The organism is Saccharopolyspora sp. NPDC045839 (genome assembly GCF_056431645.1).
This window is the reverse complement of sequence record NZ_JBWKKH010000024.1, coordinates 56,274-70,811: the sequence shown is the minus strand read 5'-3', so window position 1 is coordinate 70,811 and position 14,538 is coordinate 56,274. Positions and strand designations below refer to the sequence as shown.

The window sequence follows — 14,538 nt, the reverse complement described above, 5'->3', positions numbered from 1 at the left end:
GCGGGCGGCTTTTCGAAGCCGCCCGCCCGGTTTCCGCCGGAGCTCACCAGGTGACGGGCAGCTCTCGCACCCCGTAGAAGACCGCATCCTGTTTGAACACGAGCTGTTCCAGCGGTACGGCCAGCTCCAGGGTCGGTATGCGCCGGTAGAGGGTGCCGTACACGACCTGCAGCTCGACCCGGGCCAGCGCGTGGCCGAGGCAGTGGTGCGCGCCGTGGCCGAAAGCGATGTGGTGGCGGGCTTTTCGGTGGACGTCGAGCGCGTCGGGGTCCGGGAACGCCGCGGGATCCCGGTTGGCGGTGCTCTTCACCGCGATGATGCCTTCGCCCGCGCGGATGGTCCGTCCGCCGATCTCCAGGTCCTCCCGCGCGACGCGGCGGGCTTCGGTGTGGGTGATGGACAGGTAGCGCAGGAGTTCCTCCACCGCGTTGGCCACCAGCGCGGGATCGTCGCTGTCCCGGACCGCGCGGAACTGCTCCGGGTGCGCGAGCAGTGCGACGGTGCCCAAGGCGATCATGCTCGCGGTGGTGTCGTGCCCGGCGACCAGGAGGAGCTGGCCCAGCACGGCGATCTCGCGCCGCGTCATCTCCCCGGTCCGGTAGTGCTCGACGGCCAGCTTGCTGAGCAGGTCCTCGCCCGGCTCGGCGTCCTTCGCGGCCACCAGCTCCTCCAAGTAGGCGTTCAGCTCCTCGCTGGCGGCCATGGCGCGCAGGGGATCGGACTCGTCCATGACGAGCGTGCGGGCCACTTCTTGGAAGAAGTCGCGGTCGGCGTAGGGCACGCCGAGCAGCTCGCAGATCACCTGCGAGGGGATCGGCAGCGCGAGGGCCTCCACGAGGTCCACGGGTTTCGGGCCGGCGAGCAACGTGTCGACGAGCTCGTCGACGATCCGCTGGATGCCGGGCCGCAACGACTCGATCTTCTTCGACGTGAACTCCGGGGTCAGCAACCGCCGCTGGGCGGTGTGCTCCGGCGCGTCCATTTGCATCAGCGTCTTCATCTGCGCGTCCCGCGCCTTGCTCACCGCGTTGGTGTGCGGGAAACCGGGCTGCGCGACATCGACGCTGACGCGGGGATCGACCAGCAGCGCCCGGACATCCGCGTAGCGGGTGACCAGCCACGGCGTGCTGCCATCCCACAACCTCACCCGCGACACCCGTTCCCCGGACAGGTCCGGCGCCGGGTCGAACGGGCAACCTTCCGCGCGGGCCATCGGGAACATCGGCAGCTGTGCGTCGTGCATGGAACCTCCTCGTGCCGGACTGTCATGCGTTGTCGGCTTGGTCATCGGTGGGCGTCCGCTTTCTCCCGGCGGCGCGCGACGTCGTTGGCGCGTCGCGCGGTGAAGATCCCGAGGGCGGCGATGGCGGCGAACCCGATCAGGAGGTAGCGGGCGGACGCGACCATCGATGGCGCGCCCAGGTTGACCAGGAGTCCGGCGACCGCCGCGCCGAAGGCGGTCGACATCGTCAGCACCGTCGCGATCGCGGCGGCGGTTTTCCGCCCCTCGCCGGGATCATCGGTGCTGGCCATGGCGGCGACGGACAGGTGCGGCATGGCGATGCCGATTCCCGCGCCGCCGGCGACGAGCACGGGCAGCCAGGCGAGGACCACGGGCAGCGGCGCGTCGTCGTGCTGCAGCAGGGCGAGCGCGGCGAACCCGGCGGCGAGAGCGGCCGGGCCGGCGACCTGGAGCCGCCGGATCGTCCGCTCCCGGCTCGCCGAGGAGCTCACGATCTGGCTCGCCGACCAGCCGAAAGACAGTGCTGCGGCGAAGAATCCCGCCGCCACGGGCGGCAGCCCACCCAGGTGCTGGCCGAACAACGGCAGGAACGTCTCCACGGCCACACCGGATGCGAGCAGCACGATGGTCAGGAAGACCCACCGCAACGCCGAGCCGGACTGGAACGTCGAACGCGGCAGGACCCGCACCGCCGCCCGCTTTTCCGCCACCAGGAACGTCACGACCAACGCGAGCCCCAGCAGGATGAACGCCGTCATCGCGGCGGCGTTCGAGAGGATCCCGGCGACGCTCACCGCGCCCACGGCCGCGACGACCAGCACCAGCGAGCGCACCGGCACCGGGGTCGCGTGCTCGTCCCGTTCGCTACGCGGGAGCGCCCTGGGCACGAACGCCGCCATCACGACCGAGACGGCGGCCAGCACGACGAAAGCCAGTCGCCACGAACCGAACTGCGCGAACAGCCCGCCGAGCGCCGGGCCCACGAAGTTGCCGACGCCGAACATCGCGGAGACCAACGCGCTGCCGCGCGACCACAGGTGGGGTGGCAGCGCCGAGCGGATCATGGCGAATCCCAGGCCGGTCAGCAGTCCGGCGCCGAGGCCCTGGATGCCGCGGCCGACCAGCAGCACGGGCATCGCCGGGGCCGCCGCGCAGACCAGCGAACCGCCGGCGAAGACGCCGAAGCCGATCAGGTAGGAGCCGACATCGCCGCGCCGGGAGAGCAGCCGGCCCACGAACATCGTCGCGACCACCTGGGCGATCAGGAAGGCCGTCATGTTCCACGCGTACAGCCGCTCGCCGCCGATGTCGCCGACCGCCGTCGGCAGCAGGCTCGCCGCCACGTAGATGTTCACCGCGCCGACGAGCACCCCGCCGGCCAGCACGACCGCGGTGCTCAGATGACCGCCTAGCTCCCGCCACGACCCGGTATCCCGAGTGTTTTCCACGCGCTTTTCCTCACTGTTGAGCGATTGGCGCGTGCATCATGCCGGGCCGGGGACACCCGGTAAACGGACAAAACAGACGTGAAATGCGTCACATTTTCTTGAGATCGTTCGGGATGGGTGGACCTTCGCGATCTGTCCAATGTCGACAGGTCGAGGCGGGCTCACCGCCCGTGTTTCGCCGGTCCTGGAACGGCCTCGAAGGGGTCGATGCCGGTGAGGTCCACGCTGGCGGCCCACAGGCCTGCGGCGAGCGCGACGTCGGCGAGCGGGCCCTGAACGGCTTCGCTGCGAGGCTCGCCGCGAAGCCCGAACATGCGAGGTCCCCACAGCTGGCCACCGCGAACGGATGGATCCAGGACCGCTCGAACGGCGGGCCACGCGCCGGCTTCCTTGCCCTGCAAGGCGAGTCCGGCGGGCAGTCCCCGCAACCGCTGACCGGTGGTCCGGATGTGAACGGGCGGGCGGGAGGGGGTGAGGGAGTCGAGCGCGCCACCGGGGTGGTTCACCACGCTCAGCGCCGCCCCGCCGGCGGCGCGCAGGCGACGGTCGAGCTCGAAGCCGAACAGCATCTGCGCGAGCTTCGACCGCGCGTAGGCGCGTTTGGGCTCGTAGTCCCGCGTGCTCTGCAGGTCGGCGAGGTCCAGGTTCGCCGACTTCGCCACGAAGCTGCCGGTGGTGACCACGCGGCCCGCGCGCGCGGCGAGCAGCGGCGCCAGGTGTCCGACCAGCAGGAAGTGTCCGAGGTGGTTGGTGGCGAACGTCAACTCGTGGCCATCCTCGGTCTCCTCGCGCCGCGGCCCGTCCAGCAGCACCCCGGCGTTGCAGACGATCGCGTCGAGTCCGCCCGCGTCCAGCTCGTCCGCGGCGGACTTGATCGAGGAGAGGTCGGAGAGGTCCAGGCGGAGGTGGTGCACGCGTGCATCGGGGGTCCGGGACCGGATCGATGCCATCGCGGCGTTCGCCTTGGTGCCGTTGCGGCTGCCGAGGACGACGGTCGCTCCGGTGCCGGCCAGCTGTTCGGCGACGAAGTACCCGATCCCCGCGTTTCCACCGGTCACCAGGAAGGTCTTCCCGTCGGCGCGCGGTGGCCGGCGGACGTCCCACTGCGCGGTCTGGGCGGTGGGCGGCATGGCGGCTCCGGTGGGCTCGGTGTGGTTTCGGGGTGGTTTCGGGTTGCGGCGCCCCGCTCAAGTAAATCGAAGTCGTTCCGACTTTGCAATGACTTCGATTTTGGAGTCGCTCCTGCTCGCCGGTAGCATCGAGGCATGGCACAGACTCCGGCGCGGGTGTCCGACCGGCGTGAACGCAAGAAGGCCGCCACCCGCCAGGCACTCTCGGCGGCCGCGCGCCGGCTGTTCCTGGAGCGGGGCTTCGACCAGGTCACCGTCGCCGAGATCGCCGACACCGCGGACACTGCGGTGTCGACGCTGTTCGCGCACTTCCCCGGCGGGAAGGAGGCGCTGGTCCTCGGCGACGCCGGAGAACGCGAGGCGGGCCTGGCGGCGGCCGTTCGCAACCGCCCGGAGGGCGGTTCGGTCCTGGATGCCCTGCGCGATTTCCTCGCCACGCGAGGCCCTTTCGCCCCCGATCCCGGACCAGAGGCCCGGCGCGTCGCCGAACTCGTGGTCGCCACCCCGGCTTTGCGCGCCTACGCCCGGACGTTGTGGACGAGCTGCGAAGCCGCGCTGGCCCGCGTCATCGCCGAGGAAACCGGCCGCGACGCAGACGACCTCTCCTCGCGCCTGCTTGCCCGCTACGTACTGGAAATCCCCGATCTCGCGGGCACGGAGCCCGACCCGCGAGCGGCCCTGGACACCGCGTTCTGCCACCTCGCGCGCGGCTGGCCCGGCCTGCCCTGAACCGAGCCGCAGCAGTCGGCGAGTAGCTCCGGTTTTCCTTGCAGGACATCGGTTTTCGTGCGTCCTGGTCGCGGGTGGACGTGATCTCGTTCCCACTCGGCTGCTCTTGCGTCCTCGATATCAAGTGGGCGTTTCAGAAGGACTTCGGGAGAGCTCGTCCCGAAGGCCCCCGGTCCCTGGCACAGATGGCGATTTCGCGCGAAATCGCCATCCGGCCCTCACACGGTGCGGCGGTTTCGCGCGAAATCGGCGTCCTTCGTCCCGGGCGGCCACGTTCCACGCGTGGCCGCATCACGATGCCGAAGCGACCCCGAGGGCGGTGCGCGCGGGGGGAGGAGAGCGCGGCGCGCGGATTATCGGCTCTGGCTATAAGCGTGACTCGGGATTCGGCCTTGTTGGTGCCGCAGATCACCGGTGGAGTTGTTGCGGCGCAGCGCTTGTCAACGAGGTCAAGGCCGTGACGGAGGGTCACATGGCATCAGCCGAAATCGGGACGCCGGTGGTGTCACCGGCGCTCCCACGCCCGGACCGCAAGGCCTGGGGCATCGTCATCCTGCTCTTCGCCTTCTTCACGCTGAACTTCGCGGACAAGGCGGCGGTGGGATTGGCGGCGCAGCAGATCCGCCATGACCTCGGCCTGACCGCCGGGGACTTCGGCCTGGTCGGCAGCGCGTTCTTCTGGTTGTTCGCCGTCGGCGCGGTGGGGTTGTCCGCCGCCATGCGCTGGATCTCCGCGAAGTGGGCGGCGGCCATCCTGATGTTCACCTGGATCGCCAGCATGCTGCCGCTCGCGGTGCCCACGACGTTCGGGGTGCTGCTGGTGTCCCGGATCGTGCTGGGCTTCTTCGAGGGGCCGGCTCACGCCCTGTGCCAGAGCGTCGTCGCCGACCGGTTCCCGAAGGAGAAGCGCGCGTTCGCCGGGTCGATCGTGAACGCGGGGTCCTCGGTCGGCCCGCTGATCTCCGCGCCGGTGCTGACGTGGGTGATCGTCTCGTACTCCTGGCACGCCGCGTTCCTCGTGCTGATCGCGGTCGGCGCCGTCTGGCTGGTCGTCTGGCTGTGCTACGTCGAGCGGCAGCCGTTGCGGAAGCGCCCGACGACCGCGGTGGCGGCGGAGGCGGACCCGAACGGGCACATCGACGTGCCGTTCCTCCGGTTGCTGCGGTTGCCCAGCTTCTGGGGTCTCAGCCTGCTGTCGTTCGCGGGTTACCTCATCACCTCGCTGAAGGTCTCGTGGCTGCCCGCGTTCCTCGGCGAAGGCCTCGGCTACGCGCCGGCCACCGTCGGATGGCTGGTCACCGCGCCCTACGCCACGGCGGTCGTCGTCCTCGTCGCCAGCGGATACCTGTCGGGCCGGCTCCTCGCGCGGGGCTGGAGCTCCCGGGCCGCGCGCGGTCACCTCAGCGGCGCGCTGATCGTCTTCGCCGGGCTGAGCATGATCGCGTTCGCGCTGGTCGGGCCGGGGACGCTCCAGCTGGTGCTGGTGATCTGCACCTTCTCCATCAACAGCGTCGCGTTCTCGGTCGCCTTCGCGGGTGCCTCCGACTTCCTGCCGCAACGCCAGCGGACCGCGTTCTTCGGGTGCGTGATCGGGTTCTACAGCATCGCGGGAATCGTCGCCCCCTACGCGCTGGGGCTCATCGTCCAAGCCGGGCCGACGCCGTCCGAGGGCTATTCGAACGGGTTCCTCGTCGTCGGTATCGCCATCTGCGCGTTCGCGGTGATCGGCGCGAGGTTGCTGGACCCGGAGGCCGCTCGCCGGACCCTGGAGGCCGAGACCGCGATGAGGAGGGCTTCGTGATGGAGGCACCGCTGACCGGGATCCGGGTGGTGGACCTGGGCCAGTACATCGCCGCTCCCGGGGCCGGCCAGCAGCTGGCCGACCTGGGCGCCGAGGTGATCAAGGTGGAGAGCCCCACCGGCGACCAGGCGCGATCCGTCGGCTCGTTCGGCCAGGCGATGCTGCACGCGAACAACCGCGGCAAGCGCAGCATCGCGATCGACCTGCGGCATCCCGAGGGGTTCCGAGTCCTCGACGAGCTGTGCGCGGGATCGGACGTGCTGCTGCACAACTTCCGGCACGGCTCGGCCGAACGCCTCGGCATCGGGCCGGAGCGGACGCGTTCGCGCCACCCGCACCTCGTCTACGGGTTCGTCACCGGATTCGGAACCCGTGGCCCCTCGGCGGGACGAGCGGGACTGGACATCGCGGCCCAGGCCGAGTTCGGGATCATGCACACCACCGGCGATGCCGACGGCGAACCGCAGCGCGTCGGCTTCACCGTCGCCGACGTGCTGGCCGCGAACGCCCTGGCGTCCGGGGTGCTCGCCGCGCTGGTCCGGCGCGGCCGGACCGGCAACGGTGCGGTCGTCGAGACCTCGCTGATGGAAGCGGTGGTGGCGGCCCAGGCGACGCAGTGGACGGACTACCGCCTCACCGGCGACGCGCCCCGGCGGACGGGCAACGGCCAGCCCGCGGTGGCGCCCGCCGCGGATCTCGTGCAGACCGTCGACGGCGCTGTCGTGGTCTCCGCCTACACCGCGACCAAGTGGGCCGCGCTGTGCTCGGCGATCGGCAGGCCGGAGCTCACGACCGACCCGCGCTTCGCGGACAACGGGTCGAGGGTCGCGAACCGGTTGGCGTTGAAGGAAGTCCTGAGCTCAGCCCTCGGCCACCTCACCCGCGCCGAGGCGATCGCGCTGCTGACTTCGAGGGGGATCGTGTGCGGCTCGGTGCGGTCGTTCGACGAGCTCGCGAAGGACGCCGACCTCGCCGCATCGGGCCTGGTCGTCGAGCTGGACGAGCTCGGGATCGATGCCCCGGTCGCGCCCTTCCGGGTCGACGGGGCGGCCCGCGGCCGGACGTCGGCCGCGCCCCGGCTGGGCGCCCACACCCGTGACGTGCTGCGCGAACTCGGGCGCAGCGAGGACGAGATCGACCGGCTGGCCGACGACGGCGTCGTCGCCCTGCCGGAGCAACCGCGACCAGGGATGGAGAAACGATGACCCGCGCCGCCGGCATGGCCGACTTCGACGCGTACTTGCGCACGATCGCCGCGTTCACCGACGACGAGCTGATCCCCGCCGAGGCCGAAATGGTCGCCACGGGACAGGTCCCGGATGCGATCGTGCGGCGCATGGCCGAGCTGGGGCTGTTCGGCATCTCGATCCCGCCCGCCTACGGCGGGCTCGGCTGGACCATGGAGCAGCAGGTGCGGCTGACGCTCGAGTTCACCAGGGCGTCGTGCGTGTACCGCTCCCGCTTCTCGACCGTGATCGGGCTCTGCTCGCAGGCGATCCTCGACCACGGCACGGAGGAGCAGCGCCGCGAGATGCTGCCGGAGATGGCGGCCGGCCGGCGGGTGACCTCGTTCGCGCTGACCGAGCCGGAGGCCGGTTCCGACGCGACCAACGTGCAGACCGTCGCCCGGCGCACCGGCGACGGCTGGGTCCTGGACGGGTCGAAGCGCTACATCACCAACGCCCACTGGGCGGACGCGCTGCTCGTCTTCGCGCGCACCGACGGCGCCGAGGGCCCCGAGGTGTCCGCGTTCATCGTGGACCGGACCGCGCCCGGCGTGTCGACCCGGATCCCGGACCTCATGAACGGCCACGCCGAGGGGCCCGTCGCCGAGATCGACCTGAAGTCGGTGGTCGTCGCCGAGGACCGGCTGCTCGGCGGGGCGCCCGGCACCGGGCTCGCGGCCGCGATGCGCGGGATCAACCACGCCCGGCTCCACGTCGCCGCGACCTGCGTCGGCCAGGCGACCCGGATGCTGGAGGAGGCCACCCGCCACGTCAGCGAGCGGCACCAGTTCGGCGCCCCGCTCGCCGATCTCGGCGTCGTGCAGGCCGAACTGGGCCGGTGCTACTCGGAGATGGAGGCCGGGCGGGCCCTCGCCCTGGACGCCGCCCGCTCGTTCGACGCCGGAACCGTTCCCCGGCAGCGGATTTCGGCGGCGAAGCTGTACTGCTCGGAGATGGTCGGCAGGATCGCCGACCGGTGCGTGCAGCTGCTCGGCGGGGAGGGCATCGTCGGGCCGCACCCGGTGCCCCGGATGTGGCGCGACGTCCGCACCCTGCGCATCTACGAGGGCGCCTCCGCGATCCACGAGCGGAACCTGGGCCGCGCGATGATCCGGTCGGTCGCGGCGGACGGGGTGCTGCCGGACAGCTACCGCGTACGTTAGGGCTCGTCAGGGGGAGCGCGTCGGCCCCGGGCGATCGGAGGAGGGACGATGGAGCTGCGTCAGATCGAGTACTTCCTGGCCGTGGTCGAGCACGAGGGCCTGAACCGGGCCGCGCAGCGCCTCTACGTCTCCCAGCCGGCGCTCTCCCAGGCGATCCAGGCGCTCGAACGAGAGCTCGGCGTGGAGCTGTTCCAGCGCGTGGCTCGGCGCAGCCTCGTGCTGACCCCGGCGGGAACGCTGCTGGTCCCGAAGGCGCGGGCGATCCTCGACGGCGTCGTGGCCGCCCGGGACGAGATGAGCCGGGCCCGGGATCTCAAGGCGGGCTCGGTCTCCATCGGCACGATGCCGGAGATGTCCAGCGACGCGGTCGCCTCCTGGATCACCTCGTTCCGGGCCCGGCATCCGGACGTGCGGCTGGACATCGCCGAGGCCGCCGGCGTCCGGGCCCTGTGCGGCGAGGTCGTCGCCGGCCGGTACGAGCTCGGGTTCACCACCCGGCCCGTCCCGACCGAGAGCCTGGACTTCGTCGAGCTCGGGGTGCAGCGACTGCTGCTGGTGATGCCGCCGGGCTCGCCTGCGCCGCCGACCGGGCGGCTGCCGCTCGACGCCCTCGGCGACCTTCCGCTGACGATCTGTTCGCTCGCGCAGCGCGAGAACGACCGGGTCGCGACGGCGCTGCGGGATGTGGGGGTGGAGCCGCGGCTGATCGCGAGCATGCCCAATCGCCACGCGCAGCTCACGCTCGTGCTCGGCGGCGGCGTGCATGCCTTCCTCCCGCTGCGGATGGCCGTTCAGGCGCGGCGGCTCGGTGCCGTCGTGATCGAAACCGATCCGCTGGTGTCGGTGCCCTTCGGCGTGGTCCACCGGCACGCCGCGCTGAGCCCGGCGGCGGAGGAGGTGGTCAGCCAGTGCAGGGCCACCCTCGACACCTGGTATTCCGCCATCGCCGACCTCCAGGCCGAAGGGGCGAGCCTGATCGACGCGGCCGACGCCGCCTACGACGACGTGCACCGCCCGATGAATCCGGGCGGCTGAGAGGTCGTCTCAGACCGGCTCCACCCGGCTGATCCCGAAGGCGCCGTTCAACACCCCGGACCGGGAGACTTCCTACGGCGGCGACCACCGCGGCTGCACCGACTACCCCGAACTCGCGGTCTGACCAAAGGGTCGCCGTTGAGGGCACGCGCAGGGCGTGGCCGTCCGGGCACAGGGTGGAGATTTCGCGCGAAATCGCCCTCTGCGTCAGGCGCCGGGCGCCTTCGGGATGAGCCGCTCCGAACCGACCTCTGGAAGCAGTCGTGCCGGAAACACCGCGGCTGGACAGAATTCAGTTGAGCACCACTGTGGACAGAAGTGCGCACGAAGGACGGAAGTCACCGGGGTGGTGGCTGCGCTCAGCGGGTCCGCCTCGTGGTGGGGCCGGACGGGCTTGTCGCCGAGCACCGTGACCCGGCGGCCGGCGCGGCGGCCCGGCCGAGGGTGTGCGGATCACCTATCACTGCGACGCCGTGGCGGTCCCGGACGGCGGGCGCTGGAGGCTGAGCCGCATCGATGCCGACGTCACCTGGTGCTCGGGTGATCCGTCGACCATCTTCTGCCGAGGAATCCGGGTATGGGGAGAACGCCGGCTTCGTCCACGAGGCCGGCGTTCTCTGTCGCAGCGGGCGTCAGGCGGTTGGCAGGGAGTCCTTGGCCGCCGCCTCGGTCACCCCTTCCTGCGGCGCATCTTGGCCGGACGAGGTGGCCCTGCGGCGGTTGCGCAGCATGGTGAGCGCGATGATCGCGCTGGTCGCGGTGATCGCGGCGCAGGCGAGTCCGATCGTGTTGAGCCCGCTGGTGTAGGCATCCTTGGCGGCGGTCATCAAGCCCTCGGCGGCCTGGGCCGGCAGCTCCCGAGCGACGGTGATGGCATCCTCCATGCTTGCCCCGGCGGTGTCGGCCGGGATTCCGGCGGGGAGCACGATCGAGTCGCGGTAGACGGCGGCGCCGAGGCTGCCGAGCGTGGCGATGCCGAGCGCGTTGCCCAGGTCGCCGCTGATGGAGGAGAGGCCCGCCGCGGAGCCGCCCCGCTCGGGCGGGACGGACCCGACGACCAGGTTGGTGCCGAGCGATCCGAAGGTGCCGACGCCGATGAAGATGATCACGAATCCGGCGATCAGCAGCGGCATCCCGCCGACCGGGTCGACCAGGACGAGCATCAGGTAGCCGGCCATGCCGATGAGCAGAGCCACTCCGACCACGGTGCCGAGCTGGAAGCGCTTGGCGAAGACCGGCGCCACCTGCGCGGCGATGATCGAGGCGATGGCCGCGGGCAGCATCCACAGGCCCGCCGCCATCGGCGAGAGGCCCTCGACCATCTGGAGGAACCCGGTGATGAAGAGGTAGCCGCCTCCGGTGCCGAGCATCGAGACCATCAGGATCAGCAGCGCGGCGGTGAACGCGCCGACCCTGAAGAGCTTCAGGTCGAGCAGCGGGTGGGCGAGCTTGCCCTGCCGCGACACGAAAGCCACGCCGACGGCCAGGCCGACGACGATCGCGGCGACCGGCACCGGCGCGATGCCGTAGCGCGCGAACTCCTTCAGCCCGTAGATGATCGACAGGATCGACACCAGCGACAGCAGCACGCTCAGCAGGTCGATCCGGCCGGCATTGGGGTCCTTGTACTCCGGTAGCACGAGCGGGGCGGCGATCAGCAGCACCACCATGACGGGGACGCCGAGCAGGAACACCGAGCCCCACCAGAAGAACTCCAGCAGTGCGCCGCCGATGACCGGGCCGAGCGCCGTGCCTCCCATGAAGCAGCCGGCCCACACCGCGATGGCGCGACCGCGCTGGTGCGGGTCGTGGAACATGTTGCTGATGAGGGCGAGGGTGGACGGCATCAGCGTCGCGGCGGCGATGCCGAGCAGGGCTCGGGTGATGATCAGGGCCTCCGCGCTGGTGGAGCAGGCGGCGGCCACCGAGGTGATGCCGACGGCGAAGGCGCCGATCATCAGCAGCTTGCGACGGCCGATCCGGTCGCCGAGGGTGCCCATGGTGATGAGGAAGCCGGCGATCAGGAAGCCGTAGATGTCCATGATCCACAGCGTCTGCGTGCCGGTGGGCTGCAGCCCTTCGGCGAGGTGCGGAAGTGCCAGGTACAGCACGCTCTGGTCGAGGGAGATCAGCAGGGTGGGCAGGGCGAGCACGGCGAGCCCCAGCCACTCCCGGGGCCCGGCCTTCCGGACAGGGGCCCCGGGGGCGTTCGATGGCATGGATTTCCTTCCTCGTAGCTGAACCGGTGTCGTGGCGTGCGCGCGAACGAGGCGGCGTCCCGACCGGGATCGAACGCGACGCTAAAACCTCGACTTAACTTCAGCTCAAGTTCCTTCGTTCGATTCGCCCGGCCAGTTCTGCCAGCAGGTCGACCAGGAGGTTCCGGGTGAATTCGTCGGCCAGGACCCCGTTGGCGTCGAACCGCTCGTGGGCGCGGAAGACGAGCACCTCCGGCTTGGCGAGCACATCGGCGCCGATGCTCCCGAGGATCTGGCGCAGGGCCAGCTGCGCTCGCACGGTTCCCAGCGCGCCGGGCGAGGCGCCGACCACGGCGACCGGCTTGCCGGCCATGCCCGCCCCGTCGGGCATGCGGCTCATCCAGTCGATCGCGTTCTTCAGCGCGGCAGGGATCGACGCGTTGTGCTCCGGGGTCGCGATCAGCAGTCCGTCGGCCTGCGAGACGTACTTGTGCAGGTCGAGCACTGCGGCCGGCAGCGGGCCTTGTTCCAGGTCCTGGTCGTACAGCGGCAGATCGCCGAGGCCGTAGACCTGAATGGACATCGGGCCGGGGTTGAACTTGTCGGCCGCGCGCAGCAGCGCGGTGTTGTAGGAGTCGGCGCGCAGGCTCCCGGAGAGAGCGAGAACGCGGTATTCCTTTGCCGGTGCGGTCATTTCGAGCTCCTGTTCATCGATTGGCCCGCGACGAGAGCGACGAGGGCGATGGTGAATCCGGTGATTTGCCACGGGGTGAGGGTCTGGCCGAGGAAGACGAATCCGGCCAGCGTGGCGACGAGCGGGTTCGCGGTCGACAGCAGCGATGTCGAGGTGGGCGCGAGGCGTTGCACGCCGCGGAACCACATCGTGTAGGCGAGTGCGGTTCCGATGAGCCCGACGTAGGCGAAGCCGATCAGGTTCTCAGCGGTGAACGTCGTCGGCAGCCCTTCGGTCACGAGCGTCAACGGCGTGAGCGCCAGCCCGCCGATGGTGAGTTGCCAGCCGGTCATGGTCAGCGCCGGAACCGGTGAACCCCACTTCTTGCCGAGCACGATCGCCAAGCCCATCAGCGAGGTCGCCGCGAGCATGGCGGCGATGCCGACCGGGTCCGGCATGGTCGCTGCTGTAGTGGTCATCAGTGCGACACCGGCCGCGACCGCGCCGCACGCGATCAGCACTGCGCGCGGAGTGCGGATCTTCAGCAGCGGGACCGCCAGCGCTGCGACGATGAGCGGCTGCAGCGCTCCGAAGGTGGCGGCGAGCCCGCCGGGCAGCCGGTAGACGGCCACGAACAGCAGCGGGAAGAACGCGCCGACGTTGAGCATCCCGAGCACCGTCGTCTTCCACCACCACGCACCCTGCGGCAGCGTCCGGGTGAACGCCAGGATGAGCAGGCCCGCGGGCAGTGCACGCGCGGCCGCGGCCAGCAACGGCCGATCCGGCGGCAGCAGCAGAGTGGTTGCGACGTAGACGGTTCCGAAGCTCACGGGTGCAATCGCGGTGATCAGCGCGTCGCGCAACGGCGTTGGTTCGCGAATGCGCGCCTCCGGCGCCAGGTCTGCGACGGCGACCATGTCACTGCCTCCTCCATCGGGTAATCTCGACATCGAGATAAAACCAGGAGACAATCTCGATGTCAAGTCTCTCGACATCGAGTTATCAAGGAGTGGATGTGGCCGACACCGTCGACATGATCATGGATCTCTGGCGCGACGAAGCGCCGGAGCTGGCAGAGGACCTGTGGCCCGTGGCGATCGTGGGGCGAGTGCAACGACTCGCCCGCATCCTCGACCGCGCTTTGAAGGACTTCTACGCCGAGCACGGTCTCGAGGTGTGGGAGTTCGACGTCCTCACCACCCTGCGCCGGTCCGGTCCGCCCTACGAACTGACCCCCGGAGCGCTGCTCGAGGCGGCGATGATCACCTCGAGCACGGTCACCAACCGCATTGACCGCATGGAAGCGAAAGACCTCGTCGAACGTGTCCGGGACCCCGACGACCGGCGCTCGGTGCGCGTGCGCCTGACCGCGCACGGGATCGAGGTCGTCGACCGCGTCTTCCGGCTCCACCTGGCCAACGAGGCGCGGCTGCTCCCGGACTACGAACCCGCCGACTACCAACACCTCACCGGCGAACTCCGCCGCCTGCTCGAGCACTTCGGCGACCAGCTCGATCGCGACCGGGCCACTGCCAAACCGGCCGAAAACGCCTGAGCCCGACGCGATCGCGTCGCCGGCGAACCTCGGGGTTCCCGTTTCGGGGCCGCCCGAGAACGTGTCCTTTCTGGACGGTGGGGCCCGCCGGAAGGGGTGCTGTCGCTGAGGAAGCAGGCCACGGCGGCGGTGCCGGGTGCCTGTCGAGGCGCCTTGAGATAGGCGGGGGGAGGGCCTGTCGTCCCGGTGGGCTCTCCCCGCGGGTTCGACCCCGTCGAGCGCGAGCCGTGGTGGTTTCGCTGCGCATGCTCGTGCCGATGAAAGAAGGTTCGTTTTCTCCTTGACTTTCTTCCCGAGGTGTCCTTAAGGTAACCGAGCTTCTGCTGCCGTCGATTGG

Annotated in this window: 12 protein-coding genes; 6 read left to right on the top strand and 6 right to left on the bottom strand. The window is 70.5% G+C overall.

Translation table 11 applies throughout. The features are described 5' to 3' along the window. Window positions 1-43 precede the first annotated feature (43 nt). The 3 genes from AC07EQ_RS28640 to AC07EQ_RS28630 all read right to left on the bottom strand — a co-directional run bounded on the left by AC07EQ_RS28640 (window position 44) and on the right by AC07EQ_RS28630 (window position 3,821). The gene (locus tag AC07EQ_RS28640; RefSeq protein ID WP_478390972.1) at window positions 44-1,243 is read right to left on the bottom strand and encodes a cytochrome P450; all 1,200 of its coding nucleotides are present in this window, start codon (window positions 1,241-1,243) and stop codon (window positions 44-46) included. Between the two features lie 41 nt (window positions 1,244-1,284). Then, a complete protein-coding gene (locus AC07EQ_RS28635; protein WP_478390971.1) occupies window positions 1,285-2,691 on the bottom strand; it encodes an MFS transporter in 1,407 nt (468 codons plus the stop codon). A gap of 161 nt (window positions 2,692-2,852) precedes the next feature. Next, a complete protein-coding gene (locus AC07EQ_RS28630) occupies window positions 2,853-3,821 on the bottom strand; it encodes an SDR family NAD(P)-dependent oxidoreductase (protein ID WP_478390970.1) in 969 nt (322 codons plus the stop codon). Between the two features lie 135 nt (window positions 3,822-3,956). Here AC07EQ_RS28630 and AC07EQ_RS28625 point away from each other — a divergent pair, with 135 nt between their 5' ends. From AC07EQ_RS28625 to AC07EQ_RS28605, 5 genes are all read left to right on the top strand, one after another. After that, on the top strand, window positions 3,957-4,550 hold the full coding sequence (locus AC07EQ_RS28625) for a TetR/AcrR family transcriptional regulator (RefSeq protein WP_478390969.1): 594 nt from the start codon (window positions 3,957-3,959) through the stop codon (window positions 4,548-4,550). A gap of 472 nt (window positions 4,551-5,022) precedes the next feature. Beyond that, window positions 5,023-6,351: an MFS transporter gene (locus tag AC07EQ_RS28620; RefSeq protein ID WP_478390968.1), complete on the top strand. Its 1,329-nt coding sequence runs from the start codon at window positions 5,023-5,025 to the stop codon at window positions 6,349-6,351. Next, the gene (locus AC07EQ_RS28615) at window positions 6,351-7,556 is read left to right on the top strand and encodes a CaiB/BaiF CoA transferase family protein (RefSeq protein WP_478391040.1); all 1,206 of its coding nucleotides are present in this window, start codon (window positions 6,351-6,353) and stop codon (window positions 7,554-7,556) included. The genes AC07EQ_RS28620 and AC07EQ_RS28615 overlap by 1 nt, the downstream gene beginning before the upstream one ends. After that, window positions 7,553-8,740, top strand: coding sequence for an acyl-CoA dehydrogenase family protein (locus AC07EQ_RS28610; RefSeq protein ID WP_478390967.1), 1,188 nt, complete (start codon window positions 7,553-7,555; stop codon window positions 8,738-8,740). The genes AC07EQ_RS28615 and AC07EQ_RS28610 overlap by 4 nt, the downstream gene beginning before the upstream one ends. Window positions 8,741-8,788: 48 nt before the next feature. Continuing rightward, the gene (locus tag AC07EQ_RS28605; protein ID WP_478390966.1) at window positions 8,789-9,775 is read left to right on the top strand and encodes a LysR family transcriptional regulator; all 987 of its coding nucleotides are present in this window, start codon (window positions 8,789-8,791) and stop codon (window positions 9,773-9,775) included. Between the two features lie 632 nt (window positions 9,776-10,407). Here the strand turns inward: AC07EQ_RS28605 and AC07EQ_RS28600 are convergent. The 3 genes from AC07EQ_RS28600 to AC07EQ_RS28590 form a co-directional block, all read right to left on the bottom strand. Next, window positions 10,408-11,994: an MFS transporter gene (locus tag AC07EQ_RS28600; protein ID WP_478390965.1), complete on the bottom strand. Its 1,587-nt coding sequence runs from the start codon at window positions 11,992-11,994 to the stop codon at window positions 10,408-10,410. A 100-nt stretch (window positions 11,995-12,094) separates the two neighbouring features. Next, the gene (locus tag AC07EQ_RS28595; protein ID WP_478390964.1) at window positions 12,095-12,667 is read right to left on the bottom strand and encodes an NADPH-dependent FMN reductase; all 573 of its coding nucleotides are present in this window, start codon (window positions 12,665-12,667) and stop codon (window positions 12,095-12,097) included. After that, window positions 12,664-13,563: an EamA family transporter gene (locus tag AC07EQ_RS28590; RefSeq protein WP_478390963.1), complete on the bottom strand. Its 900-nt coding sequence runs from the start codon at window positions 13,561-13,563 to the stop codon at window positions 12,664-12,666. The genes AC07EQ_RS28595 and AC07EQ_RS28590 overlap by 4 nt, the downstream gene beginning before the upstream one ends. A 98-nt stretch (window positions 13,564-13,661) precedes the next feature. Here AC07EQ_RS28590 and AC07EQ_RS28585 point away from each other — a divergent pair, with 98 nt between their 5' ends. Further along, window positions 13,662-14,201 (top strand): MarR family winged helix-turn-helix transcriptional regulator, encoded by a 540-nt coding sequence (locus tag AC07EQ_RS28585; RefSeq protein WP_478390962.1) that lies wholly within the window; start codon window positions 13,662-13,664, stop codon window positions 14,199-14,201. Window positions 14,202-14,538 lie beyond the last annotated feature (337 nt).